23 protein-coding genes are annotated in these 25,874 nt (G+C 67.8%); 12 read left to right on the top strand and 11 right to left on the bottom strand.

From position 1 onward, the window contains the following. Positions 1 to 4 precede the first annotated feature (4 nt). On the top strand, positions 5 to 472 hold the full coding sequence (locus KF907_RS00590) for a hotdog fold domain-containing protein (protein ID WP_291217027.1): 468 nt from the start codon (positions 5 to 7) through the stop codon (positions 470 to 472). 48 nt (positions 473 to 520) lie between these two features. Here the strand turns inward: KF907_RS00590 and fghA are convergent, their stop codons facing one another. Beyond that, positions 521 to 1,369: an S-formylglutathione hydrolase gene (fghA, locus tag KF907_RS00585; RefSeq protein WP_291217023.1), complete on the bottom strand. Its 849-nt coding sequence runs from the start codon at positions 1,367 to 1,369 to the stop codon at positions 521 to 523. Positions 1,370 to 1,509: 140 nt separating this feature from the next. Here fghA and KF907_RS00580 point away from each other — a divergent pair, with 140 nt between their 5' ends. The 5 genes from KF907_RS00580 (at position 1,510) to KF907_RS00560 (ending at position 7,720) form a co-directional block, all read left to right on the top strand. Next, positions 1,510 to 2,865, top strand: a complete 1,356-nt coding sequence (locus KF907_RS00580; RefSeq protein WP_472843812.1) for an NTP/NDP exchange transporter — start codon at positions 1,510 to 1,512, stop codon at positions 2,863 to 2,865. Next, positions 2,862 to 3,665, top strand: a complete 804-nt coding sequence (locus KF907_RS00575; protein WP_291217018.1) for an MOSC domain-containing protein — start codon at positions 2,862 to 2,864, stop codon at positions 3,663 to 3,665. The genes KF907_RS00580 and KF907_RS00575 overlap by 4 nt, the downstream gene beginning before the upstream one ends. A gap of 95 nt (positions 3,666 to 3,760) precedes the next feature. After that, positions 3,761 to 5,374, top strand: coding sequence for a GMC family oxidoreductase (locus KF907_RS00570; RefSeq protein WP_291217015.1), 1,614 nt, complete (start codon positions 3,761 to 3,763; stop codon positions 5,372 to 5,374). 61 nt (positions 5,375 to 5,435) lie between these two features. After that, positions 5,436 to 6,560: a YjgN family protein gene (locus tag KF907_RS00565; protein ID WP_291217012.1), complete on the top strand. Its 1,125-nt coding sequence runs from the start codon at positions 5,436 to 5,438 to the stop codon at positions 6,558 to 6,560. Beyond that, positions 6,557 to 7,720 (top strand): M48 family metallopeptidase, encoded by a 1,164-nt coding sequence (locus KF907_RS00560; protein WP_291217010.1) that lies wholly within the window; start codon positions 6,557 to 6,559, stop codon positions 7,718 to 7,720. Before KF907_RS00565 ends, KF907_RS00560 begins: the two co-directional genes overlap by 4 nt. 82 nt (positions 7,721 to 7,802) lie before the next feature. Here the strand turns inward: KF907_RS00560 and KF907_RS00555 are convergent, their stop codons facing one another. From KF907_RS00555 to KF907_RS00540, 4 genes are all read right to left on the bottom strand, one after another. Next, positions 7,803 to 8,747, bottom strand: a complete 945-nt coding sequence (locus KF907_RS00555) for an electron transfer flavoprotein subunit alpha/FixB family protein (protein ID WP_291217006.1) — start codon at positions 8,745 to 8,747, stop codon at positions 7,803 to 7,805. Positions 8,748 to 8,749: 2 nt separating this feature from the next. Continuing rightward, the gene (locus KF907_RS00550; RefSeq protein WP_291217004.1) at positions 8,750 to 9,142 is read right to left on the bottom strand and encodes a hypothetical protein; all 393 of its coding nucleotides are present in this window, start codon (positions 9,140 to 9,142) and stop codon (positions 8,750 to 8,752) included. Beyond that, positions 9,142 to 9,888: an electron transfer flavoprotein subunit beta/FixA family protein gene (locus tag KF907_RS00545; RefSeq protein WP_291217001.1), complete on the bottom strand. Its 747-nt coding sequence runs from the start codon at positions 9,886 to 9,888 to the stop codon at positions 9,142 to 9,144. Before KF907_RS00545 ends, KF907_RS00550 begins: the two co-directional genes overlap by 1 nt. Before the next feature lie 189 nt (positions 9,889 to 10,077). Continuing rightward, positions 10,078 to 10,983: an ATP-grasp domain-containing protein gene (locus KF907_RS00540; RefSeq protein ID WP_291216999.1), complete on the bottom strand. Its 906-nt coding sequence runs from the start codon at positions 10,981 to 10,983 to the stop codon at positions 10,078 to 10,080. A gap of 133 nt (positions 10,984 to 11,116) precedes the next feature. Between KF907_RS00540 and KF907_RS00535 the strand changes: the two genes are divergently transcribed. Further along, positions 11,117 to 11,548 carry a group III truncated hemoglobin gene (locus KF907_RS00535; RefSeq protein WP_291216997.1) on the top strand — a complete coding sequence of 144 codons (432 nt, stop codon included), beginning with the start codon at positions 11,117 to 11,119 and terminating at the stop codon, positions 11,546 to 11,548. 210 nt (positions 11,549 to 11,758) lie between these two features. Here KF907_RS00535 and KF907_RS00530 read toward each other — a convergent pair whose 3' ends face one another. Continuing rightward, complete coding sequence (locus tag KF907_RS00530) at positions 11,759 to 13,363, bottom strand: electron transfer flavoprotein-ubiquinone oxidoreductase (protein ID WP_291216995.1); 1,605 nt, start codon at positions 13,361 to 13,363, stop codon at positions 11,759 to 11,761. Between the two features lie 106 nt (positions 13,364 to 13,469). On the opposite strand from KF907_RS00530, the gene KF907_RS00525 reads away from it, so the two are divergent. Further along, complete coding sequence (locus KF907_RS00525) at positions 13,470 to 14,873, top strand: amidase (protein ID WP_291216993.1); 1,404 nt, start codon at positions 13,470 to 13,472, stop codon at positions 14,871 to 14,873. A gap of 360 nt (positions 14,874 to 15,233) precedes the next feature. Beyond that, entirely contained in the window at positions 15,234 to 15,644 is a 411-nt protein-coding gene (locus KF907_RS00520) for a hypothetical protein (protein WP_291216991.1), read from the top strand. Here the strand turns inward: KF907_RS00520 and KF907_RS00515 are convergent. From KF907_RS00515 to KF907_RS00500, 4 genes are read right to left on the bottom strand one after another with little or no spacing between them, the layout of a single operon-like run. Next, on the bottom strand, positions 15,592 to 16,221 hold the full coding sequence (locus KF907_RS00515; RefSeq protein ID WP_291216987.1) for an ABC-type transport auxiliary lipoprotein family protein: 630 nt from the start codon (positions 16,219 to 16,221) through the stop codon (positions 15,592 to 15,594). The two genes, KF907_RS00520 and KF907_RS00515, sit on opposite strands and share 53 nt — an antisense overlap. An 8-nt stretch (positions 16,222 to 16,229) precedes the next feature. After that, positions 16,230 to 17,174: an MlaD family protein gene (locus tag KF907_RS00510; RefSeq protein ID WP_291216984.1), complete on the bottom strand. Its 945-nt coding sequence runs from the start codon at positions 17,172 to 17,174 to the stop codon at positions 16,230 to 16,232. A 13-nt stretch (positions 17,175 to 17,187) separates the two neighbouring features. After that, entirely contained in the window at positions 17,188 to 17,982 is a 795-nt protein-coding gene (locus KF907_RS00505) for an ABC transporter ATP-binding protein (protein WP_291216982.1), read from the bottom strand. Then, complete coding sequence (locus KF907_RS00500) at positions 17,979 to 19,085, bottom strand: MlaE family ABC transporter permease (RefSeq protein ID WP_291216979.1); 1,107 nt, start codon at positions 19,083 to 19,085, stop codon at positions 17,979 to 17,981. The genes KF907_RS00505 and KF907_RS00500 overlap by 4 nt, the downstream gene beginning before the upstream one ends. A gap of 470 nt (positions 19,086 to 19,555) precedes the next feature. On the opposite strand from KF907_RS00500, the gene KF907_RS00495 reads away from it, so the two are divergent. Both KF907_RS00495 and KF907_RS15400 read left to right on the top strand, forming a co-directional pair. Then, positions 19,556 to 20,794: a threonine/serine exporter family protein gene (locus KF907_RS00495; protein WP_291216976.1), complete on the top strand. Its 1,239-nt coding sequence runs from the start codon at positions 19,556 to 19,558 to the stop codon at positions 20,792 to 20,794. Positions 20,795 to 20,874: 80 nt separating this feature from the next. Next, complete coding sequence (locus tag KF907_RS15400; protein ID WP_472843843.1) at positions 20,875 to 21,135, top strand: type II toxin-antitoxin system RelE/ParE family toxin; 261 nt, start codon at positions 20,875 to 20,877, stop codon at positions 21,133 to 21,135. Positions 21,136 to 21,344: 209 nt separating this feature from the next. On the opposite strand, the gene KF907_RS00490 is transcribed toward KF907_RS15400, so the two are convergent. Continuing rightward, complete coding sequence (locus KF907_RS00490; protein WP_291216974.1) at positions 21,345 to 21,812, bottom strand: Dps family protein; 468 nt, start codon at positions 21,810 to 21,812, stop codon at positions 21,345 to 21,347. A gap of 105 nt (positions 21,813 to 21,917) precedes the next feature. Here KF907_RS00490 and hrpA point away from each other — a divergent pair, with 105 nt between their 5' ends. Then, positions 21,918 to 25,874, top strand: coding sequence for an ATP-dependent RNA helicase HrpA (hrpA, locus tag KF907_RS00485; RefSeq protein WP_291216971.1), 3,957 nt, complete (start codon positions 21,918 to 21,920; stop codon positions 25,872 to 25,874).

Below are 25,874 nucleotides of genomic sequence, written 5' to 3'. Positions count from 1 at the left end.
GGTCGTGGCCTCGCGCGCACTCGCGCTGTTCCGGCGCCTCGGCGGATCGACGCCGGGGCGCTGGCTCTATTCGCGCCTGATCTGCTGGCAGGCGCCGTACTTCGCCTCGATCCGTCCGACCATCGAACGCCTCGAACCGGGCGCCTGTGTCGTGCGCCTGCGCCAGCGCCGCGCGATCCAGAACCACATCGGCACGGTGCACGCGATCGCGCTGTGCAATGCGGCCGAACTGGCCGGCGGCCTCGCCACCGACGCGACGATTCCGGATGCCATGCGCTGGATCCCGAAGGGCATGACCGTGCGCTACCTTGCCAAGGCGCGCGGCGTCCTCGTCGCGACTGCGCGCGTGCCGGCGATCGAGGCCGGCTCCGCGCGCGAGGTGCATGCCCTGGTCGAAGTGCGCGACGCGGGCGATGTCGTCGTGTTCGACGCCGACATCACGATGTGGGTCTCGCCGAAGGATCCCTCGTAGGAGCCCCTTCAGGGGCGATCCTCGTCGCCGTGCGCCAGCGCGCGCACCTCACCCATGCAACGCCGCTGCATGGTGCAGCAGGTGGTCCTCGATGAAGCTCTGGATGAACCAGTAGCTGTGGTCGTAGCCGGCGTGCAGGCGCAGCGTGAGTGCCTGGCCGGCGGCGCGCGCGGCGGCGTCGAGGCGCCACGGCTGCAACTGTGGTTCGAGGAACTTGTCGGCTTGGCCCTGATCGACCAGCAGCGTGCCGGGGAAACGTGCGCCGTCCTCGAGCAGGGCGACGCTGTCGTATGCTCGCCAGGCCTGCGCGTCGTCGCCGAGGTAACGCGGCAGCGCCTTCTGTCCCCACGGCACCAGGCTCGGTGCGACGATCGGTGCGAAGGCCGACACCGAGCGATAGCGGTCCGGATTCTTCAGTGCGATCGTCAGCGCGCCGTGGCCGCCCATCGAATGGCCGAGGATCGATTCGCGAGAGAGGTCGGCGTCGGCGAAGTTCGCCGCGATGACGGCCGGCAGTGCCTTCGTCACGTAGCTGTACATGCGGAAACCTGACGCGAACGCCGGTGTCGTTGCATCGAGGTAGAAGCCGGCGCCCTCGCCGAATTCCCAGTCGCCGGTCGCGCCGTCGATGCCGGTGTCGCGCGGGCTGGTATCGGGCGTGACGAGGACCAGGCCAAGTTCAGCGGCGAGCCGCTGCGCACCGGCTTTGATCGCGAAGGTCTCCTCGGTGCAGGTCAGGCCGGCGAGGCAGTACAGAACCGGTGCCTTGTCACCGCGGCCGAGCGGTGGCCGGAACACGCCGAAGCGCATCACCCCGCCGGTTTCCTCCGAGACATGCCGGTAAAAGCCCTGCGTGCCGCCGAAGCTGCGCTGTTCGGAAATCGTCTCGATCGTCATGTTCGGGGTCCGTACCGGGGCTGGAATGATGCCATCTGTTCCTTCTCTCCGTACCCAACGGGGAGAAAGGAGGAACTGGTTGTGCATTGCACCGCGCGCGGCCGGCCGCTACCGTGCGCGCGACGCCGCGTTTCCTCCGGATGCCGATGAACGACGTTGCCAAGCCGGCTTCCGGCCTCGGGCGCTTCAATGCCGCGCTACGCGCTTCACCGCCGCTGCTGTGGGCGTTCCTGTACTTCTTCTGCCTGTTGAGCGGCTACTACGTGCTGCGTCCGGTGCGCGAGGCAATGGGCGCATCGGCTGACGTGCGCGCGGTCTTCCCGCCCTGGCTGATCGACTGGTTCGCCAGTCACGGCCTCGATGCCGGCGCGTTCACCCTGCAGGTGCTGTTCACCATCACCTTTCTGGTCATGCTGCTGCTGCAGCCGGCCTATGGCCTGCTGGTCAGCCGCTTCCCGCGGCGCGTGTTCCTGCCGGTCGTGTACCTGTTCTTCATCGCCACCCTGCTGTTGTTCTACCTGGCCTTCGACAGCGGCATGCCGGGGCGGGGCATGGCGTTCTTCGTCTGGATCGCCGTGTTCAACCTGTTCGCGGTGGCGGTGTTCTGGAGCTTCATGGCCGACGTGTTCGACGACGTCGAAGCGCGTGCGTACTTCGGCTACATCGGTGCGGCCGGCACGATCGGTGCCTTTCTCGGGCCGATCCTGACGCGCGTGCTGGTCGAGCGTGTCGGCATCGCCAACCTCATGCTCGTCGCCTGCGGCTTCCTGGTGTTGTGCCTGGCCTGCCAGATGCGCCTGCGCCAGTGGGCGGTCGCGCGCGAGCAGGCGCGCGGCGATCGCAGCCGCGAGACGGCGATGGGCGGCGGTGTGCTCGCCGGCCTGACCCTGGTCATGCGCGAACCGCTGCTGCGCTGGATGGCGATGGTCGTGCTGTTCGGCGTCGGCGTCGGCACCCTGCTGTACAACGAGCAGGCCGCGATCGTGCGCAGGTTCTACACCGATGCGCGCGAGGCGACGGCCTTCTACGCGAACATCGACCTCGCCATCAACGCACTGACCCTCATCGTGCAGGTCTTCGTCACGCGCTGGTTGCTGTCGCGCTTCGGCGTCGCCCCGGCCTTGCTGCTGCCGTCGCTGGCGATCTTCATCGGCTACGCCCTGCTTGCCGCGAATCCACTGCCGCTGATGGTGGCGATCGTGCAGATCGTCACGCGCAGCAGCGAGTTCTGCCTCAACAAGCCGGCGCGCGAGACGATCTACACGCGCGTGCCGCGCGAGTGGCGCTACAAGGCCGGTGCGGCGATCGACACGGTCATCTATCGCGGCGGCGATCTCACTTTCGTCTGGCTGCACAAGTTCGTCGCGGCGTTTGGCAGCCACGCCGTGTTCGGTGTCGGCATGTTCGTCGCCGGCTGCTTCGGCGTCGGCGCCTGGGGCCTGTGGCGCGAGCAACGCAAGCTGCCGTCCGGACGTGTCCAGGACGAGACAACATGAAGCCGACACTGACGGCACTGCACGTTTTTCCGCTCAAGTCCTGCGCGCCGCTGTCGCCCGCGGAGGCCGAAGTCGAGGCGCGTGGCCTCGTCGCTGATCGGCGCTGGATGGTGGTCGATGAGAGCGGCCGCTTCCTCACCGCGCGCAAGCTGCCGCGCTTGGTCCTGCTGCGGGCGCGGGCAGCCGCCGAGGGCCTGCACATCGATGCGCCCGGCATGCCGGCACTGATAGTGCGTGCACTCGCCGACGTGTCAGCCCGACGCAGGGTGGAGGTGTGGGGCAGCGTCGTTTCGGCACGCATGGCCGAGCCCGAGGCCGACGCCTGGATCAGCGCGTATCTCGGCTTTCCGGCCGCGTTCGTCCACATGGACGAGTCGGCTGTGCGCCCGGTCGATCCGGCATATGCGCAGCCAGGCGATCTCGTCAGCTTTGCCGACGGCTACCCACTGTTGCTGATCTCGCAGGCCGCTCTCGACGCGCTCAATGCAAGGCTCGCCGAGCCCGTGCCGATGCTGCGGTTCCGTCCGAATCTCGTCGTCGACGGCGTGGCCGCGCATGCCGAGGACGGCTGGAAGCGTGTGCGTATCGGCGGCATCGAATTCGACGTGGTCAAGCCGTGCATCCGCTGCGTGTTCACCACGCTCGACTTCGGGCGTGGTGAATTCTCCGCGGATGGCGAGCCCTTGCGCACGCTGCTGACCTACCGGCGCACGCCGAAAGGCGTGTCGTTCGGACAGAACCTCATTCCGCGCGGTGTCGGCACGTTGCGGGTCGGCGCTGCGGTCGAGGTACTGGCCTGACACCGCTCGCGCACCCGTGCGACTCGGCGTGCGTTCGAGCATGTGCTCTATGCTCGCCGTCTAGCCTCGTCGGACCCACCATCTGCAGGACTGCCATGAGCTACGATTACGTGATCGTCGGCGCCGGCTCCGCCGGTTGCGTGCTCGCCGAGCGCTTGAGCGCCGATTCGTCGAAGCGTGTGCTCCTGCTCGAAGCCGGTGGGCGCGACTGGCATCCGTTCATCCACATGCCGGCCGGATTGGCCAAGCTGGCGACGAACCGACGGCTCAACTGGAACTACACGACCGAGCCCGAACCAAACCTTGACGGGCGCCGTCTGTGGTGGCCGCGCGGCAAGGTTCTCGGTGGGTCGAGTTCGATCAATGCCATGTGCTATACGCGAGGTGTCGCCGCCGACTACGACGAATGGGCGCGTGCCGTGGATGATGCGCGTTGGTCGTGGGCGGCGGTGCTCGAGCGCTTCAAGCGCAGCGAGGACAATGCACGCGGTGCCGATGCCTGGCATGGCAGCGGTGGGCCGCTCAGTGTCGCCGACCTGCGCCACCACAATCCGCTGTCGGAAGTGTTCCTTGAGGCCGCCGTTGCTGCCGGCCAGGTGCGCAATGCCGATTTCAACGGCGCTAGCCAGGAGGGCGTTGGCTGGTACCAGGTGACCCAGCGTGACGGTACGCGCTGCTCGACGGCGAAGGCCTGGCTGGGCCGCGCGCGCGGCCGCCCGAATCTGGAGGTGCGTACCCATGCCTTGGCCCAGCGCGTGCTCGTCTGCGGCACGCGCGCGGTGGGTGTCGACTATCGCCAGCGTGGGCGCTTGCGCCGCGCCGAAGCAGGTGAAGTGATCCTCTGCGGGGGCGCAGTCAACTCGCCACAACTGCTGATGCTTTCAGGCATTGGCCCGGCGGATCAGTTGCGCGCGCATGGCATCACCGTGCGCAACGCGCTCGAGGGTGTTGGCGCCAATCTGCAGGATCATCTGGACATCTGCACCCTGCAGCGTTCGACCGAAGCGATCAGCTACGACCGCGCCAACGATGTCGCCGTCGCGCTCGAATTCCTGTTGCACCGACGCGGCATCGGTACTTCGAACATCGCCGAATGCGGCGGTTTCGTGCGCACGCGCCTGGCCACCGATGAGCGCTGCGACATGCAACTGCACTTCGTGCCGGCCCTGCTCGACGACCACGGCCGTCATCGCCTCGACGGTTGCGGCTACACCGTGCATGCCTGCGCGCTGCGCCCGCGCAGCCGTGGTCGTCTCGAATTGCGCTCGGCCGATCCCGCGCAGCCGGTGGCAATCCATGCGAACTACCTGAGTGACCCGGAAGGCTACGACCTGGCGATGATGATCGAGGGCGTGCGCCTGTCGCGGCGCATCTTCGCGCAGGCGCCGTTCGACGCATATCGCGGCGCCGAGATCTTCCCCGGCGTGGATGGCGATGACGACCGCATGCTGGAAGCCTTTGTGCGCCGCAAGGCCGAAACGATCTACCACCCGGTCGGCACCTGTCGCATGGGCATCGATGCCCATGCGGTGGTCGACAGCGAACTGCGCGTGCACGGCCTCACCGGCCTGCGCGTGGTCGATGCCTCGATCATGCCGACCCTGCCCGGCGGCAATACGAATGCGCCGACGATCATGATTGCCGAGCATGCCGCCGATCTGCTGCTCGGGCCGGCGTCCGGGGTTCGCGCGCGCGCGCGCGTCGCGTAGACTGCGCGCGCCGGAGGCCCGCGAGGTCCGACAGACTCCCGGCGTGGGCCGGGGAGAAGGAATGCACGAGGACGTCATCGGTGCGCTTGCGTCACCGCCAGTTCCGCCAGCACCACCTGCCGACGTGCAGGCCTGGTGGCCGGCTCCGCCGGCTCCGATGGTTGAACATCGCTTCGCCTTCGACGGCGATGCGCGCGAGTATTTCCGCATCTGGATCGTCAACCTCGCCCTGAGCATCGTCACCCTTGGCCTCTACTCGGCCTGGGCCAAGGTGCGTACGCAGCGCTACTTCTACGCCAGTACGCATCTGGCCGGCGTGCCGTTCGAGTTCCTTGCCAAGCCCTGGCCGATCCTCAAGGGCCGCATCATCGCGGTGACCCTGTTCGTCGCTTACGTGCTGGCCAGCCAGTACAGCCTGGTCTGGCAGCTCGTGCTCATCGGCGTGATCATGCTCGCCACGCCCTGGCTGCTCGTGCGTGGTCTCGCCTTTCGCGCACGCTACTCGTCGTGGCGCGGGCTCGTGTTCCGTTTCATTCCCGACTATGCCGAGGCCTATGTCCGCTACCTGCTGCTGCTGATCCCGACGGTGCTCACGCTCGGCATGCTCTACCCGTGGGTCCAGGGCAAACAGAAGCAGTTCGTCGTCGAGCACCACCGCTACGGTGGCCACGGGTTTCGTTTCGTCCTCGCGCCTGGGCGTTTCTACATTCCCTACCTGATCGCCTGGGGCGCGCTGTCGGCACTGATGTTTGTCTTTTTCCTTGCCGTGATCGGTCTCGCCGCGGCGTCGGCGGCATTGGGAGAATCCGGAGGTGAGCCGCCGTTCTGGTACCTGATGACGGTCGTCGGCGGTTTCTACGCGGGTTATTTCGTGGTCTTCGTGTTCCTGCAGGCGGCGCTGATCAACCTCGTCTACAACCATGTCGACATCGGCGGCCGGCGCCTGCGCTCGACGCTGAAGGGGCACAAGCTGCTCGGCATCTATGCGTTCAACACGCTAGCCATCCTCGCCAGCGCGGGCCTGCTGATCCCGTGGGCGAAGATCCGCATCGCGCGCTACCGCGCCGAATCGCTCTGCCTGCTTGCCGCCGACGACCTCCAGGAACTCGTCGCCGAACGCCGTGGCGAGATCGATGCCACCGCGGCCGAAGTCGACGGCCTGTTCGACATCGACATCGGCCTGTGAACACCTTTTCCGCCCACTGGTTCGACGGCGTCACCAGCCGCATGCATGAGGTGATGGTGAGCCGCGACGCGGCCGGCGTCGTGCATGTCGCCGGCGATGGCGTCGAGCGCAGCGCGGCGCTTGCCGGCCTGCGCATCACGCCACGCCTCGGCCGCACGCCGCGCACGATCGCGTTTGACGACGGCGCACGTCTGCTCGTCGCCGACCACCCGCTGCTCGACGCCTGGTTCCCGAGCGAGGATCGCCTGCAACGTCTCGTCGATCGGCTCGAACGCCATGCCCACGCAGTCGCGGCTTCCATCGTCGTGTGCGTCGCCGCGCTCGTCGTTGCGGTCGTCTGGGGAATCCCCTGGGCCGCGGACCGCATTGCCGAACAGGTGCCGATGAGTGTCGAGGACCGGCTCGGTGATGGCGTGCTTGCCCAGCTCGATGATCATTTTGGCTTCGGACCGAGCGGCCTGGAGAGCGCGCGCGAAGCGGAACTGCGCGCACGCTTCGAGCGCGTGGTCGCGGCCGCTGCGACGGTGCGCGCGCATCGGCTGGAGTTTCGCCATTCCGACGAGGTCGGCGCCAACGCGCTGGCCCTGCCGGGAGGTACCATCGTCGTCACTGATGATCTGGTCGAAGCGATGAGCGATGACCGCGCCTTCGACGCCATCATCGCCCACGAGCTCGGTCATCAGCAGCATCGCCATGCTTTGCGCCAGACCTTGCGCAGTTCCTTCGTGATCGTGCTCGGCGCCTTCTTCGCTGGCGACGTCAGCGCGGCCAGTTCGGTCGTCATCGGCGTGCCGACCTTCCTGCTGCAAAACCATTACTCGCGCGGTTTCGAGGAAGAATCGGACCGCTACGCGTTCGCCACGCTCGAAGCGATGGGCGAATCACCGGCCTGGTTCGCCGAGGGGATGCGCAACCTGCAGCAAGCCCACGAGGACTACGGCGACGCAGCGGCCTGGCTGTCGACGCATCCGTCCGACGAGGCGCGCATCGCTGCCGCCGAGGCCGCCGGTGAGGCCTTCCTCGAACGCCACCCGGACAGGTTCCGCGACGTGCCCGGCTACGACCCCTGCGCAGACGAGGACATCTGCGAGGATGAGGAACCTGAAGAGGATTGCGGCGAGGACGATTGCGCTGACGCGGAGTCCGACCCGCTGCCGTAGGAGCCCGTTCACGGGCGATGCATTTTCGTACACCGCCGGGGAAAGCATCCCCCTGAAGTGGCTCCTGCAGCTACAGGGGCTTCTACAGTGCCTGCTCGAGCTCCGGCACGAGCTTGAACAGGTCGCCGACGAGGCCGAAGTCGGCGATCTCGAAGATCGGCGCCTCGGCATCCTTGTTGATCGCCACGATCGTGCCGGCGTCCTTGATGCCGGTGAGGTGCTGGATCGCACCGGAGATGCCGACCGCGAAGTAGAGCTCGGGGGCGATGATCTTGCCGGTCTGGCCGACCTGGAGATCGCTCGGTACGTAACCGGCGTCCACCGCGGCGCGTGATGCGCCGACCGCCGCGCCGAGCTTGTCGGCAAGCGCGTAGATGATGGCGAAGTTCTCCGCTGAACCGAGCGCGCGCCCGCCGGAGACGACACGCGATGCGCCCTGCAGGTCCGGGCGATCGCTCTTGCCCTGGGCGAGTTCGACGAAGCGTGTGTGTGCGGGCACGGCGACGTCGAGCGTGCGCGCTTCGATCGCTGCGGCGTTCGCAGTGCTGGCTGCGGCCGCGTACGAGGCCGTACGCACGGTGCCGACGAGCACGCTGCCGGTCGGTGCTTCGACGGTGACGATCGCATTGCCGGCGTAGATCGGGCGCTTGAAGCTGTGCGCCGACTCCACCGCCATGATGTCGGAGACCTGGGCGACGCCGAGCAGGGCGGCGACGCGCGGCATGAGATCCTTGCCGAAGGTGGTCGACGGCGCGAGCACGTGACTGTAGCCGTCACTGACGACCGCCACGACCTGCGGCGCGAGCACTGCGGCGAGTGCGTGCGCATTCTCGGCGCGCGCGACCGTGACGACCTTTGCGACACCTTCGACCTTTGCCGCTTCCGCGGCGACGCCGGCCGGATCGGCGGCGAGCACCAGCACGTCCACCGCCTCGGCGCCGAGCGCCTGCGCGCAGGTGACGCAGCGTGCGGTGCTGTTGTTGAGCTTGCCGTCGAGGTGTTCGGCGACGATGAGTACCTTGGCCATGATTAAAGTCCGATGTTCTTGAGATCGTTGCGGTCGAGGAACGCGAGCACGCACTGGCTACCGTCCCAGCGCATGCCGCCGAAGCCGACGCAGTCGGCTTCGCTGGCGATACCGGCGGTGACGCAGCCGACGCCTTCGCTCCAGGTGCCGGCGCCGGTGCTCGCGCACATCGCCGCGTTGACCTGGCATTGCCCGGAGGCTTCGTTCCAGTTGCCGCCGACCTGCGCGCAATGTCCCGCCGAGGGATCGGCAGGGGCCGCAGCCTCGGCCGGCGCCGAGGTCGGCTCGCTGCGCGCGATCGCTTCGTCCGCGCGCGGCTTCTCGGCCGCACGGTCCGAACAGGCGGCCAGGCTGCCGAGCACGGCGCAGAGGGCGCCGATCAGGTGCGGCTTCATCAGACCAGCCCCTTCGCCTTGAGCGCGGACACGAGTTCGGCGACGTCCTTGACCATCACGCCCTTGGCGCGCTTCGCCGGTGGTGCGTAGTGCGTGGTCGTCAGGTGATCTCCCGATTCGACCGCGAGGTCGGCGAAGGCGATCGTCTCCAGCGGCTTGGATTTCGCCTTCATGATGTCCGGCAGCTTGATGAAGCGTGGTTCATTCAGGCGCAGGTCGGCGCTGATGACGGCAGGCAGATCGACCTCGATCGTTTCGAGGCCGGCATCGACCTCGCGCGTGACGCGTGCGGCGCGGCCGTTCACCTCGACCTTCGAGGCGAAGGTCGCCTGCGGACGGTCCCACAGCGCAGCGAGCATCTGGCCGGTCTGGTTGCAGTCGTCGTCGATCGCCTGCTTGCCGAGAAGGACGATGTCCGGTTGCTCCTTCTCGACCAGCTTGAGCAGCACGCGCGCGGCGGTCAGCGGCTGGATTGCATCGCTGGTGACCACGTGGATGGCGCGGTTGGCACCCATGGCGAGGCCGTTGCGCAGGTGGGCCTGGGCGTCGGCAGGACCGATGGTGACGACCACGACCTCGCTGGCGACGCCCTTCTCACGCAGGCGCAGCGCTTCCTCGAGGGCGATGTCGTCGAACGGGTTGGCCGATTGTTTGACGCCTTCGGTGACGACGCCGGAGCCGTCCGGCTTGACCTGGATGCGCACGTTGTAGTCGACGACGCGCTTGTAACCGACCAGGATCTTCATCGCTGCAGGGTTCCCTTCAGTGTGTGCAAAGCCGCGGGATTGTAACCCGGAACGACGCAAGCCCGGTGTTCGTTCGGTGCATGGCCGGGTTATCCACACCCGCCGTGGACAGGGCTGTGGACAAGTCCTGGATGAAGCCCGCCAAGCCGCATCGGAGTGTGCGCTGCGCCCGGTTTGGTCAAGCCATGCTCAACGCGGCTGGCGGGTTTGCGCGAGCAGTGCATCGGCGAATCGCGCCGCCGAGGCCTCGCCGTGGGCAAAGAACAGCGAGGGCTCGGCCAGTTCGAGTTCGAGCAGCACCGGCGCTCCGTCGACGTCACGGATCAGGTCGACGCGCGCGTAGGCGAGTGGTCCGGCGAACGGGATCGCGGCCAGCGCTCGTCGCGCCAGTTCGAGTTCGTCCGCGCCCGGGGTGCGTGGCGTGATGTGCTCGGGTGCGAACAGCGCGCGCGTCGGATCGTTGCCACGCCGCAGCAGCGGGCCCTTGCGGATGGCATGGCTGAACCTGCCGTCGAAATGCATCAGCGCGGTTTCGCCCGCTTCGTCGACGCGGGCGAGATACGGTTGCAGCAGCACCTCGCGGCCGGCCGCGAGCAGGCGTTCGACGTGGGCCAGCATTGCCGCGCGGCTGTCGCGCGCATGCCGCTGCGCATCGCGCGAGCCCGCACCGATGCAGGGCTTGACGACGATGTCGGCGAACGTCGGGAAATCGCCGAGGAAGGCGTCGACCGCCGCCGCGGCATCATCGCCGACGTCGACGAAGCGGCTCGGCACGATCGCCACGCCGGCACGATCGAGATCGGCGAGATAGTGCTTGTCGGCATTCCAGCGCAGCACATCGGGCGGATTGAGCATCCGCGTCAGCGCTGACGCGCGGTCCAGCCAGGCGAGGAATTCGTCGGTCCGTTGCGTGTAGTCCCACGGCGAGCGCAGCACGGCGAGTTCGAACGCGGCCCAGTCGAGCGTGGCATCGTCCCAGTCGACCACGGCCACCTGCGCACCGGCCTGCGTGAGCGCATCGACCAGTGGTTCCATGTCGTCATCGAGCCCGCGCGCGGCGCGCGTGGTGACGAGGGCGATCCGGGGCGTAATCATGCGGATGTCCGGTGCGGAAAGCCGCGCAGCTTCCCACACCGGCGGGTGTGGCGTCTCGTCCACTTGATCGGCGTCAGGGCGTGGCGCATCGTCGCCACCCCATGCTTGTGCCGCCATGCAGGACCGCTCATCCATGCCCGCTCACCGACTCGACGAGGAAGGCATCGCCGCGCTCGTCGACCGCTTCTACGACAAGGTCCGTGCCGATGCGATGCTCGGTGCGGTGTTCAACCCGGTGGTCGAGGACTGGCCGGAGCACAAGCGCCTGCTGACCTCGTTCTGGTGCTCGACCGTGCTGCGCGCCGGCACCTATCGCGGCAACCCGATGGCCAAGCACCGGCCGCATGCGATCGGCGTCGAGCACTTCGAGCATTGGCTGGCGATGTGGGGCGAAACCGCGGGCGAGGTGCTCGACGCCGGGTCGGCGGCGGTCATGCGCGAATATGCCAGCCGCATCGGCGATGGCCTGCGCCTCGGCCTCGGCCTGCCGCGCTCGGGGCAGGTGCGCGGTCTGGGCATTCCCGTTGTCGGGACACCACGCTCGTCGCAGGAGCATCACGGCTGAGGCCGCTTCCTGCGAGGCGCGACGCTGTAGGAAACGGCTTCAGCCGTGAGCCCTGGCTGTACCAACGCATCGCGACCGGTCTTCAACAGCCGAACGGTTGGTCAGTCGCGCCCACGGACCTTCGTTCAGCGCCGCACCATTCTTGTGGGAGCGGTTTCAGTCGCGATTGCAATGCCGGAGGCGCAGCAGGCAGAGGCCATGACGTGCACGTCAAAGGCCCTGGTAGTTCGGCCCGCTGCCGCCTTCCGGGGTGACCCAGGTGATGATCTGGTACGGGTCCTTGATGTCGCAGGTCTTGCAGTGCACGCAGTTGGCGGCGTTGATCTGCAGGCGCTTGCCGGCCTCGTCCTCGACGATCTCGTAGACACCGGCCGGACAGAAGCGCGTGCACGGGTTGGCGTACTCGGCGACGCAGCGAGTGATGCAGATGTTGGTATCGGCGACGTGCAGGTGGACGGGCTGGTCCTCGTCGTGCTCGGTGGCGGCAAAGTAGACGCTGGCGAGGCGGTCGCGCGGCGGCAGCGTGCGTTCGGTCCAGTGGCGGTCCGGTGATTCGTATTCGTCGACGCGCTTCAGGGCGGAATGGTCGGCGTGGTTCTTCAGCGTCCACGGCGAGTGGCCGGCGGTCGCGGTCTCCCACGCGGCATTGGCGAGGCCGAACCACAGGCCCTTGTTGAAGCCCGGGCGGATGTTGCGCACCTTGCGCAGTTCCTTCGCCACGACCGAGTCGCGCAGCCTTGCATCCCAGCCCGTACTCGTGCCGTGTTCGGCGACGTGCTCGGCGGCGAGCATGCCCGAGCGCAGGGCCTGGTGCGTGCCCTTGATCTTCGGCACGTTGACCAGGCCGGCGGAATCGCCAATCAGCAGGGCACCCGGCATCTCGACCTTCGGCAGCGATTGCAGGCCGCCCTCGACGAGCGCGCGCGCTCCGGCCGAAAGGATCTGGCCGCCTTCGAGCAGAGGCTTGATCAGGGCATGGTTCTTGAGCTGCTGGAAGGCCTCGAACGGCGTGAATTTCGGGTCGGGATAATCGAGCCCGGCGACGAAGCCGACCGCGATGCGGTCCTGGTCGAGGTGATAGAGAAAGCTGCCACCGTAGGTCGCCGCATCGAGCGGCCAACCGAGCGTGTGCATGATCTTGCCGGGCTCGACCCGTCCGGCCGGCACCTGCCAGAGTTCCTTCATGCCGATGCCGTAGGTCTGCGGATCGCGGTCGGCATCGAGGCGGTACTTGCGGATGAGCTGCTTGCTGATGCTGCCGCGACAGCCTTCGGCAAGCACGGTCACCGGTGCGACGATGTCGATGCCCTGGGTGTACGAAGGCTTCTGCGAACCGTCGCGGGCCACGCCCATGTCGCCGATGCGCACGCCGCGCACCGCGCCGGCTTCGTCGAACACGGCCTCGCTGGCGGCGAAGCCGGGGAACACGTCGACCCCGAGTGCCTCGGCCTGTGGCGCGAGCCAGGCGCACAGCGCGCCGAGCGAAACGATGAAGTTGCCGTGGTTGTGCATCTGTGGCGGCACCAGCGGCGATTTCAGCGCGCGCGTGGCGTCACGCAGCCACCAGAACTCGTCCTTCGTCGCCGCCACGCAGGGTGACGGTGGATTCGCGCCCCATTCGGGCAGCAGTTCATTCAGCGGTTCCGGCTCGATGACCGCGCCGGACAGCACCTGTGCGCCGATCGTCGACGCCTTCTCGATCACGCAGACGCGGATGTCGGGCTTGAGCTGCTTGAGGCGGATCGCGAACGCCAGTCCGGCCGGACCGGCGCCGACCGTGATGACGTCGTACTCCATGGTTTCGCGCTCGCTCATGGCTGGCTCCGGCAATACGTACGGTCGCGCATTGTCCGGCTTCGCGGGGTGGTCGGCAATTCGCTTGCGGCATACTCGGCCATCCACTGCAGGATGGCGACTGCCGATGAACGATCACGACCAACCGCTGGCCGATGCGCGACTGCGTGGCGCCAGTGCTTTCCAGTTGCTGCACTGGATGGCTGCCGGGCGCCTCGACGCGCGCCGGCTCGCCACCCTGCATGCCGAGGCGATCGCGCGCGAGAACCCGCGTCTGCGCGCGTTCACCGCGCTTGCCCCCGATGTCATGCAGGACGCTGCGGCCAGCGATGCGCGGCGCCGGGCGCAAGGCCCGATCGGTCGTCTCGACGGCCTGACCGTGGCGGTGAAGGACAATATCGACGTCGCCGGCCTGCCGACCGCGCTCGGCCTGGGCACGCGCGCGCGGTCGGTTGAGCGCGACGCTGGCGTGGTTGCGCGCCTGCGTGCGGCTGGTGCGGTGATCCTCGGCAAGACGTCGCTTGACGAAGGCACGCTCGGTTCGGCCGGCATCACCGCGCCGGGCGGCGCGATCGCGCATCCGCAGCGTGCTGACATCGTCGCCGGCGGTTCATCGGCGGGTTCGGCGGTTGCCGTCGCTACTGGCCAGTGCGCCTTCGCGATCGGCACCGACACGCTCGGTTCGACGCGCATCCCGGCCAGCCACTGCGGCGTGTTCGGCCTGCGCCCGACACCCGGCGAGATCGCCATGCGCGGCGTGGTCAAGAGCGCGCGCCGGCTCGACAGCGTCGGCTTGCTCGCGCGCTCGGTGCAGGATCTCGCCCTCGTTCTGCAGGTTCTCAATGCCTACGACCCCGACGATCCGCGCTCGCGCCGGCGCCGCATCGCCCTGGCACCGCCGGATTGGGAGCCGGGTCGCCTGCGCAGCGGCTGCATCGCCGACCTCGGCGCGATCGGTGTCGCACCTGCCGTGCAGGCCGTGTTCGCGCGCGCGCTCGACACGCTCGGACGCGAACTTGGCGAGCGCAGCCGCATCGACACGGCGGGCTACGACTTCACCCGCATGCGTCGTGCCGGCTTGCTCGTCATGGAAGCCGAACTGGCTCTGGAACTCGCCGAGGACCTCGCCGACGAGGCACGCGGCCCGTCACCGCGCCTGCGTGCATTGCTCGGCTATGCACAGGCGCGTAGTGCGGTCGACTACGCCGCTGCGGATCGCATGATCGATCGCGCCGTCGTGCTTGCGCGCCGCCTGTTCGAGGCCATCGATGTGCTCGTGCTGCCGAGCGTACCGCATGGGCCGTATGCGATCGCCGAAGGGGAGCGGGCGAACGATGCCGATCTCACCGCCTTTGCCAGCCTGGCCGGTTGCCCGGCGATCAGCCTGCCGATGGGGACACTCGACGACGGCTTGCCGGTCGGCCTGCAATTGGTCGGCGCACCGGGTTCGGACCTGCGCCTGATCGACCTTGCCGAGGTCTGCGCAGCGCGTCTCGATGCCGCGCCGGTGTATCCGCTTGCGCCGGCGTAGGAAGCGGCCGTAGGAGGCGCCTGTAGGAAGCGGCCTGTAGGAAGCGGCTTCAGCCGCGATGCCTTGGCCGTACAACGCCCCAAAGAAACAGCATCACGCCTGAAGGCGTTTCCTACAGCGTATTGATGTCCGGAAAACGCATCACGCCTGAAGGCGTTTCCTACAGCGTATTGATGTCCGGAAAACGCATCACGCCTGAAGGCGTTTCCCACAGGCATCGAGGCCGCCCCGCAGGAAGCGCCTGTAGGAAGCGGCCTGTAGGAAGCGGCCTGTAGGAAGCGGCTTCAGCCGCGATGCCTTGGCCGTACAACGCCCCAAAGAAACAGAATCACGCCTGAAGGCGTTTCCTACAGCGTATTGATGTCCGGAAAACGCATCACGTCTGAAGGCGTTTCCTACGGCGCATTGATGTCTGGAAAACGCATCACGCCTGAAGGCGTTTCCTACAGCGTATTGATGTCCGGAAAACGCATCACGCCTGAAGGCGTTTCCTACAGCGTATTGATGTCCGGAAAACGCATCACGCCTGAAGGCGTTTCCTACAGCGTATTGATGTCCGGAAAACGCATCACGCCTGAAGGCGTTTCCTACAGCGCATTGATGTCTGGAAAACGCATCACGCCTGAAGACGTTTCCTGCAGCGCATTGATGTCTGGAAAACGCATCACGCCTGAAGGCGTTTCCTACAGCGCATTGATGTCGGGAAACCGAATGGCTTCTACGGGGATGCGTTGTTCGCCATTTCTGCCCACGCCGCATTGCCGCTGGTGATGGTCCAGTTCACCAGTTCGGGCATCAGCTGGGCGAGTGCGGTTTCGAAGGCGGCAACCACGTTGCCGACGTCGCTGTTCGCGGCCGCCGCGGTTTCGTCGAAGGCGCGCGTGGCGACGATGCGGTTGCCGCGCAGGTCGAACAGTCGGGCCTGCAGGCGGATCGCGGCGCGCGTGCCGTCGCGGCCGACTTCGGCCTGGAAGTCGCGGAGGTCGATCGCCAGCGCGTAGTCGGCGCTGAGGCCGACGTTGGCGCCGCTGACACCGCCAACGCGGCCGGAAAGATCGAAGGCCTCGACGACGAGGCTGCGCAACAGGCGTGGCGCCGGATCGCGCCAGCGCGCGGCCGGGTAGACCTCGAGCACGCCCGGGTGCGGCATCACCGCGATGCGCGGGCTGTCGAGCGCGCTGCTCGCCTGCGGCAGGGCGATCTGCAACTGCCAGTCGACCGGCGTGGTGGCCGCCGGGGCAAACGGCGACAGCTTGGGTGAGTGGATCGAGAACGGCGTGTGCTTGCCCCCCAGTGCCGAACACCCGGCAAGCAGTGTGGCCAGGGCAACGATCGTGAACGGACGCATCACACGGCTCATCGCGGCTTGTACTCCCTCGGTTGGTCGCGGCCGAGCAGCAGCGAGTTCGAATTGCCGAGCTGTTCACCGAGCTGCTTGTAGGCCTGCAGGGTCTCGCGCAGCTCGGCCAGGGTCGGCGCGACCTGACGCAGGCCTTGCTCGCTGAAGCTCGACAGCGCGGCGCGGTTTTCCTCGAGCATGCTCTCGGTGGAAACTGCGACGCGCTCGATCGAGGCGATCGCCTTGTCGGTCGACTGCAACACCGCGCGTGCCTCGTCGCGCACGAGCTGATTGGTCGTGCCGGCCATTTGGTTGAGCGTGTGCAACGTGCCCTTGAGTTCCTTGCTGGCGTCGGCGAGTTGGGCGACGGCCTCGCCGAGGTTGTCGCGTTGGCTGGATACGGTGGCGACGAGCTCGTCGATGTTGGCCAGGGTAGTGGAGACGTGCTGCACGTTCTCGGCCGACAGCAATTGGCCGACGCGCAACAGGGCCTCGTTGACGCTGACCACGATGTCTTCGCCCGAGGCCAACAGCCTGGCCAGCGCCGATTCTTCGGCTGCGATCAGCGGGATCGGTCTTTCGCTGGTTGCCTCCAGGCGCGGGCTTGACGGCGTGCCACCACTCAACTGGATGAAGGCGGTGCCGGTCACGCCGAGCAGACCGAGTTTGGCGACGGTGTCCTTCTTGACCGGCGCGCTGGCGTCGAGGCGCACGCGCGCGATCACCTTGCGCGGGTCCTTCGGATCGAGCGACAACTGCGCGACCTCACCGACCTTGATGCCGTTGTACTGCACGAGTCCGCCCTTGGAGAGGCCGGTGACGGCCTCGGTGAAGACGACGTCGTAATAGCGGAACTCGCGTTCGGAACCGGTCTTCGACAGCCACAGCACGAAACCGAGGCCGAGCAGAAAGGCGAGGATGGCGAAGCTGCCGATCAAAAAGTGGTGGGCGCGGGTTTCCATGGTCGATGACTCGTCAGGTGGTCGGTGCCGCTGCGACCACGGCCGCGTGCCGTGCGGCGCGGCCGCGCGGGCCCTGGAAGTAATCCCGTACCCAGGCGTCGTCGCAACGCTCGACCACGTCGAGCGTGTCGGCGACGAGGATGCGCTTCTGCGCGAGCACGGCGACACGGTCGCAGATCGCGTACAGCGTGTCGAGGTCGTGGGTGATGATGAACACGGTCAGGCCGAGCGCGTCACGCAGGGTCAGGATCAGGCGATCGAACGCGGCGGCACCGATCGGGTCGAGGCCGGCGGTCGGCTCGTCGAGGAACAGGATGTCCGGATCGAGCGCAAGCGCGCGTGCCAGCGCGGCGCGTTTCACCATGCCGCCGGAAAGCTGCGCCGGGTACTTGGCGCCGGCCTCGGCGGGCAGGCCGGCGAGGGCGATCTTGAGGGCGGCCAGGCGTGTGACGATCGTGCGGTCGAGGCCGTGGTGCTCGACCAGCGGTACGGCAACGTTCTCGGCCACGGTCAGCGACGAGAACAGCGCGCCGTTCTGGAACAGCACGCCGCAGCGGCGTTCGAGCGCGCTGCGCCCGGCGTCGTCGAGCGTCGTCACTTCTTCGCCGAACAGGCGGATGCTGCCGGCAGCCGGATGGCCGAGGCCGATGATCGCGCGCATGAGCACGGACTTCCCGGAGCCCGAGCCACCGACCACGCCGATGATCTCGCCGCGGTGCACGTCGAGGTCGAGGTTCTCGTGCACGACCTGCGTGCCGAACTGGTTGCGCAGGCCGCGGATGCGGATGACCGGCTCGACGGCGTTCACAGTTCGATCTCCATGAAGAAGATCGCGGCCAGCGCATCGACGAGGATGACCACGAAGATTGATTGCACCACGCTCGAGGTGGTGTGCGTACCGACCGATTCGGCGCTGCCGGACACCTTGAAACCTTCCAGGCAACCGATGGCGGCGATCAGGAAAGCGAACACCGGCGCCTTCGACATGCCGACCCAGAAGTGGCGCACCTCGGTGGTCTCGTGCAGTCGGGTGAAGAACATGGTCGGCGAAACGTCGAGGGCAAACGTGCAGACGGCTGCGCCGCCGAGGATGCCGGCAAGCATGCCGACCAGGGTCAGTATCGGCAGCGAGACGAGCAGGGCGAGGATGCGCGGCATCACCAGCACGTCGATCGGGTCGAGGCCGAGCGTGCGGATCGCGTCGACTTCCTCACGCGCCTTCATCGAGCCGATCTGCGCGGTGAACGCACTGCCGGAGCGCCCAGCGACCATGATCGCGGTAAGCAGCACGCCGAACTCGCGCAGGAACGAATAGCCGACCAGCTCGACCGTGTAGATGCTGGCGCCGAATTCCTCGAGCACGGTTGCGCCGAGGAAGGCGACCACGGCGCCGACCAGGAAGCAGAGCAGGGCAACGATCGGCAGCGCGTCGAAGCCGGTCTGCTCGATGTGGAACACGGTCGAGGTCGGCCGCCAGCGGCGCGGCTGGAGCAGGCCGCGCAGGCCGGTCGACAGGACCAGGCCGATGAAACCGACCAGGGCACGAGCGTCGCGCCCGAGCGTTTCCACGGCAAGGCCGATGCGGGCGACGCGCTCGGCAAGTCCGTTCGTCGGTCGCGCCGGGGGCGATTCGGCCTGGTATGCGCTCGCCACGCGGGCGATCAGGCGTGCCGCGGCAGGCGGTGGCGCCTCGATGCGTGCGACATCGCCATCGACCAGGTCGAGCAGCACGCTCGCACCCGCCGTATCGATGCGGCCGAGCGCCCGCGCGTCGACCGCGAGCCCGCTCACGGCCTGGCGCTTGAGCTGCGCCGCCAGCCCGGCCAGCCGCGCGACCTCGACCAGCGTCCAGTCGCCGCGGGCGACCACGCGCGTGCCGTCTCCGTTGAGGGTTGCCGAAGCTGTGTCCACGATCGGTCCAGGCGCAATCCGCTTTGGCCGATCGCGGCTGGCGTTCAACAGTCGATCGGTTGTTGAAAGCCAGCCGCGGTCGGGCTACCCAATGATGCTCCGATCAATCCCACAACGGCGTCACCGTCCTGTGCGGGCGCAGATCAAGGCGCGACGGCGAAGGCAGACTGGCCGTCTGTCGAGCCGGCGCAAGGCCGAGCTGCGCTCGACAGGACGGCCCCAACCATTTGATTCCCAATGATGGGGTGACTTCCGCAAGGCCCGCAGCGCGGCGTGCGCGGCTCGCCCAGGCAACCAGCCTGCACTTCACCACGCCCACCCCGCAGCAAACCTTGCGAATGTCATGACGCCATTGCGGGATTGATCAGAGCACCCCCAAGGCTATCAGTTCCCCACCCATGCGGCGCCATGGACACTGCCGCACGCGCGCGGATGCAGGCATCATGCGCGGCCTTCCCGGGAGCCTTTGGATGAGCGGCACCGCGCCACTGACCACGCGCATCGAGTTCGTCGTCGAACTTGCGCGTCGCCTGCACGAGTACGGCACCGCAGCGCCGCGTCTCGAGGCGGCGATCAGTCTCGTCGCCCAGCGTCTCGACCTCGCTTGCGACGTGCTGTCGACGCCGACGTCGATCGTCATGTCCTTCGCCGATCGCGCACGCGGGCGCAGGCCACTCGCCGAGATCACCCAGGTCGTGCGCGCCTCACCGGGCGAGGTCAACCTCAAGCGCCTGTGCATCGTCGACGAGATCGCCGACCGCGTCATCGACGGCAGCCTCGACCTCGTCGAAGGCTACCGGCGCCTGCTGCAGATCGGCGAGACGCCACAATCGCGGCTGTCGCGCTTTGCCAGCGTCGTCGCCTACGGCATCGCTTCGGCATGTGTGGCGGCGATCCTGCTGACCGGCTGGGCCGGCGTGGCGACCGCCGCGGTCATCGGCCTCGCCATCGGCGCGACGTCGGTGCTGGCCCAGCGACGCCCGAACATCGCCGCGGCATTCGAGGCGATCTCCGCACTCGTCGCCACGCTCGCGGCGATCTTCATCGCCACGCACATCGTGCCCATCCAGGTGAAGTCGGTGGTGATCGCCAGCCTGATCGTGCTGTTGCCGGGCATGAGCCTGACCACCGCGGTGCGCGAGCTGTCGAGCCAGCATCTGATTTCCGGCACCGCGCGCATGGCCGGCGCGATGACGACCTTGCTGAAACTCGCCTTCGGCACCGCCGCGGCGGTGCAACTGTGCACACTGATCGGCTGGGTGCCGATGCAGACCCCTGCGCCGGCCGTGCCGGTCTGGCTCGAATGGGTCGTCGTGCCGATCTCGGGGCTCGCATTCGCGATCACCTTCCGCAGTCCGCTGCGCCACTATCCGATCGTCATCGCGGCGGTGATCGTCGGCTACATCTGCACGCGCGCCGGTGGCGCCTACGTATCGGCCGCATTCGGCGTGTTCCTCGGCGGCCTCGTGCTCGGCGCATCGAGCAACGTATTCGCCCGCATGTTCAGCCGCCCCGGTGCGTTGATCCGCGAACCCGGCATCATCCTGCTCGTCCCTGGCAGCGTCGGTTTCCGCACCATGAGCTTCGTGTTCGAGCGTGACGTCCTGCTCGGCCTCGATACCGGCATCACCTTGATGACCCTGCTCATCGCCCTCGTCGCCGGTCTGTTGTTCGGCGATCTGCTGGTGCCGCCGAGGCGGAAGTTGTAGCTGTGCACCGGGAACGGCTTGACGGGCGCGGTTGGCTGCCGAACGACTGATGATGGCCCTCATCATGGGCCGGATTCACTCTGGAGATATGGGGCTGCATCGCGGCGGACAGCGTGCTTGAAGCCGACCGCTGGATGGACCGCCTGGATGAGCGCCTTGCCCTGTGGGCAACACAGCCGAAGATCGGTCGCGAACGCAAAGAGCTCGCGCCCGGCATCCGCAGTCTTCCGTTCGGTCGTTGCGTCGTGTCCTTCACCCGGCTCGATATGGCATCGAGGTTGTTCGTGTCATGCATGGCAGCCGGGACATCGACGAGCGGTTCCAGGAGTCACGCGGGTTGACGGATCGCGACTGAAGCCGCGCGAGGAGCGCTGTTGCAGGAGCCCGTTTACGGGCGATCAGGGTCGCGATCACGCATGAAGCGCCAGAGAAGCATCGCCCCTGAAGGGGCTCCTGCAGGGCCTCCCGTCGTGGTGCGGTTTGGCCGAACGCGAGCGACTCCTTCCCCCTGCTTCGCGGGGGAAGGAATGGCTGGCCCTTGTCGTGTTTGCTACTTCAACAGCGAGCGCAACATCCACGCGGTCTTCTCGTGCGCTTCGAGGCGCTGAGTGATGAGGTCGGCGGTGGGTTGATCGTCGGCGGCATCGGCGAGCTTGAACACCGCGCGGCCGGTGCGGGCGGCGGTTTCGTGACCGTCGACCAGTTGCTGGACCATGTCCTTCCAGTCCGGCACACCGCTTTCCTCCTTGATCGAGGTCAGCTTGGCGAACTGCGAATATGAGCCAGGAGCGAACACGTCGAGCGAGCGAATGCGTTCGGCGATCTGGTCGTTGGCGAGCCAGAGTTCGTTGTATTGCGTCTCGAACATCACATGCAGGCTGTTGAACATCGGTCCGGTGACGTTCCAGTGGAAGGCGTGGGTCTTGAGGTACAGCGAATAGTTGTCGGCGAGCAGCTTGGCGAGTCCTTCGCTGATCTTCCTGCGGTCCTTCGCCGAGATGCCGATGTCGATGGCCATGATCGAACTCCCGTGGTGGTGAGTGTGGTCGCTATCATATGGCGGCTTTCCGAACGGATTACCAGAGCGCACGGTCCGCCGTGACGTTGCGCCGCTTGCCCCGCCATGCCCCGACTGTCCGACCTTCGTTCCGCCATCGACGGCGCGCGCTCGCGCGACCGCGGGCGGCTGCTCGGACGCTGGCGCCGCCTGGCCAAGGCCGGAGCCGAAGTGCAGGCAGGCGAGGTCGACCGGCTCGCCGCCGACATCGAGGTGTCGCGCGCCGCGGTTGCCGCGCGCGCCGCGCGCGTGCCCGAGGTGCGCGTCGACGAATCGCTGCCGATCGCCGCGCGCAGCGAGGAAATCGTCAAACTGATCCGCACCCACCAGGTCGTCGTGCTGGCCGGCGAGACCGGGTCGGGAAAGACCACGCAGTTGCCCAAGCTCTGCCTCGCTGCCGGTCGTGGCCGCCAGGGCATGATCGGCTGCACGCAGCCGCGCCGCCTGGCTGCACGCGCGGTCGCGCGGCGCGTCGCTGGCGAGCTCGGCAGCACGGTCGGTGACCTCGTCGGCTTCCAGGTGCGCTTCACCGAGCAGGTCGGCGAGGCCACCCTGGTCAAGTTCATGACCGACGGCATCCTGCTCGCCGAGACCCAGGGCGACGCCTGGCTGTCGGCCTATGACACGATCATCCTCGACGAGGCACACGAGCGCAGCCTCAACATCGACTTCCTGCTCGGCTACCTCAAGCGCCTGCTGCTCAAACGCGCTGACCTCAAGCTCATCGTCACCTCGGCAACGATCGACACGGCACGCTTCGCCGCGCATTTCGGCGACGCGCCCGTGGTCGAGGTGGAGGGGCGTACGTATCCGGTGGAGGTGCGCTGGCGTGCGCGCGAGAGCGCCGACAGTGAAGCCCCGGCGAAGGGCGAGGGCGCGCGACGTCGCGAAAGCGATGCATCCGCCGACATAGTCGCCGCGGTCGACGAGATCACGCGCGAGGATCCGCGTGGCGACGTGCTCGTGTTCCTGCCCGGCGAGCGCGAGATCCGCGACACCCATCTCGCCCTGGCGCGGCGCAAGTACCGCGAGACCGAGGTTCTCGCGCTGTACGCGCGCCTGTCGACGAGCGAGCAGGACCGGGTGTTCCGCCCGGGGCCGCAGCGGCGCATCGTGCTGGCGACCAATGTCGCCGAGACATCCCTGACCGTGCCGCGCATCCGTTACGTCGTCGACACCGGCAGCGCGCGTGTCAAGCGCTACAGCCAGCGCAGCCAGCTCGAACGCCTGCACGTCGAGCCGATCTCGCAGGCGGCGGCCGACCAGCGCAAGGGTCGCTGCGGCCGCGTCGGTCCGGGCATCTGCTATCGCCTGTACGCGGAGGACGACTACGCACAGCGCCCGCGCTACACCGACCCGGAAATCCTGCGCACCTCGCTGGCCGGCGTGATCCTGCGCATGCTGAGCCTCGACCTCGGCGACGTCGCCGCGTTTCCGTTCGTCGAGGCGCCGTCGGAGCGGGCGATCGGGGATGGGTATCGGCGGCTGGCGGAGATCGGAGCGATCGAGGAAGCGGCGGGCGCACGCGGGGGCGGCTACAGGCTCACGTCGATCGGCCGGGCGATCGCCGCGGTGCCGGTCGACGTCGCGCTGGCGCGCATGCTGGTCGAGTCCGCGCGGCTCGGTGTGCGTCGCGAACTGCTGGTGCTGGTCGCCTTCCTCAGCATCCAGGATCCGCGCGAGCGCCCGGCCGACGCGCGCCAGCAGGCCGATGCCGCGCATGCCGAGTTCGCCGATCCGAAGTCCGACTTCGTCGGTGTGCTCAATCTCTGGGCCGCCTACGATGCCGCACACGCCGACCTCACCCAATCGAAACTGCGTGACTGGTGCCAGGCACGTTTCCTGTCGTTCCTGCGCATGCGTGAATGGCGTGAGCTGCATCGGCAGTTGTTGCTGCTGGAGCCGGGGACGGGAGGTGCGGAATCGCTGAAGCACGCTGGCGGAAGGCAAGCTGTTGCCGTCGATTCCGACTCCCGGCCCGCCAATCCCGGCCTGTACGACGCCATCCACCGCTGCCTGCTGAGTGGCTGGCCGACCCAGGTCGGGCGCAAGGACGAGCGCAGCCAGTACCGCGGGCCGCGCGAACGGCGTTTCGGCATCTTTCCCGGATCTGCGCTGGCGAAATCGCCGCCACAATGGTTGCTGGCCGGGCAAATCCTCGACATCGGCAAGGTCCATGCGATGCAGTGCGCGCGCATCGAGCCGGCCTGGATCGAGCAGCAGGCCGCACATCTCGTGCGGCGGACCTGGCATGACCCACATTGGTCGCGCAAGCGCGGCGCGGTCATGGCCCACGAGCAGGTCACGCTGTTCGGCCTTGTGCTGGTCGAGCGCCGGCCCGTGCAGTTCGGCCGCCAGGATCCGGCCACGGCACACGCAATCTTCGTGCGCGAGGCGCTCGTGCGCGGTGATCTCGACGCCAAGGCCGACTTCATCCGCGCGAATGCACGCACGCTGGCCCAGGCACACGAGGTCGAGGCCAAGCAGCGTCGTGCCGGGCTGGTGCGCGACGAGCAAGCACTGGCCGCGTTCTTCAGCGGCCGCCTGCCGGCCGACATCCACACCAGCGCGGCGCTCGATGCCTGGTACCGCAAGGCTGGTCCGGCCGAGCAGGCCGCGTTGCGCTGGTCGCTGGCCGACGTGCTGACGGCCGAAACCGGTACCGCCGCCGAGGACTTCCCGACCCACCTGGCCATCGGCGGGCATCGCCTGCGCCTCGAATACCGTTTCGTGCCGGGCGATCCTGCCGATGGCGTCAGCCTGCACCTGCCGCTCGCCCTGCTCAACGTGATCACCACCGAACGTGCCGACTGGCTGGTGCCGGGCTTGCTGACCGGCAAGGTCGCCGAACTGATCCGCGGCCTGCCGAAACCGCTGCGGCGCAATTTCGTTCCGGCGCCGGATTTCGCCCGTGCCTTCGTCGAATCGCTTGACGAAGGTGCGCGCGCGAAGCCGCTGGCGACGGCGCTTGCGCAATACCTTGCGCGCGTGACCGGAGTTGCCGTCGATGCGGCCGAGTTCGCTGCGGTCGAGCTGCCGGCGCATCTGCGCATGCGCCACGTGGTCAGCGACGAGCGCGGTCGCGTGCTCGCCGAAGGGCGCGACCTCGGTGCGATCCAGGCGCAGTGGGCGGGTGCAGCGCGGGTCGCATTCTCGCAGCGTGCCGATGCGGACCTCGCCCGCGAGGACGTCGCCGGTTTCGATGTCGAGGAGATTCCCGACGCGATCGTTTCCGCAGGCGGCCTGCACGCGTACCCGGCCTTCGTCGACCTCGGCGAAAGCGTCGCCCTGCGCGTGTTCGAGCAACGCGACGAAGCCTTTGCCGCGCACCGGCTCGGGGTCGAGCGCCTGTTGCGGCGCGCACTTGCCGATCGCATCAAGCAGGCGCGTCGGCAACTGCCCCTGGCCAATGCGGTCGCGTTGCGCTGGGCGGCGCTCGGCAGCGCCGAAGCCTTGCGCGCCGATCTCGTCGAAGCGGCGTTGCGCAGCCGGCTCGATGCGCATGACCTCGACGTGCGCACGCGCAGCGCGTTCGAAAACCTGAAGGCGGCTCTCGCCACCGAGCTGTTCCCGGCAGCGGTCGAACGCCTCGAACTCGCCGAGGCGATCATCGATGCGCACGCCGAACTCCTGCCGTGGCTGGAGCCACCGCTGATCGGTTTCGCCAAGGCCAACTATGACGACCTGCGCGAGCAGCGCGAGGAACTGCTCGCGCCGGGTTTCCTGCGCACGACGCCACCGCCGCGGCTGGTGCACTTCCCGCGCTACCTCAAGGCCATGCGCCTGCGCGCCGAACGTCTGCGCCAGGACCCGGCGCGCGACCAGGCGCGCATGCTTGGCGTGCAGCGCTACTGGCGCGAGGTGCTCAAGCGTCGCAACGAGGTCGGCGTCGAGCAGCGCGCGCTCGACGAGCTGCGCTGGCTGGTCGAGGAATTGCGCGTGTCGGTGTTCGCGCAGGAACTGCGCACCCCGGAACCGGTATCGCCCAAGCGCCTGGCGAAAGCGCTGGAGGCGCTTGGCTGA

This window comes from Dokdonella sp. (assembly GCF_019634775.1).
In the GTDB taxonomy this organism is placed as follows: domain Bacteria; phylum Pseudomonadota; class Gammaproteobacteria; order Xanthomonadales; family Rhodanobacteraceae; genus Dokdonella.
The sequence above is the reverse complement of the archived record's forward strand: the minus strand, read 5'-3'. Positions and strand labels throughout refer to the sequence as shown.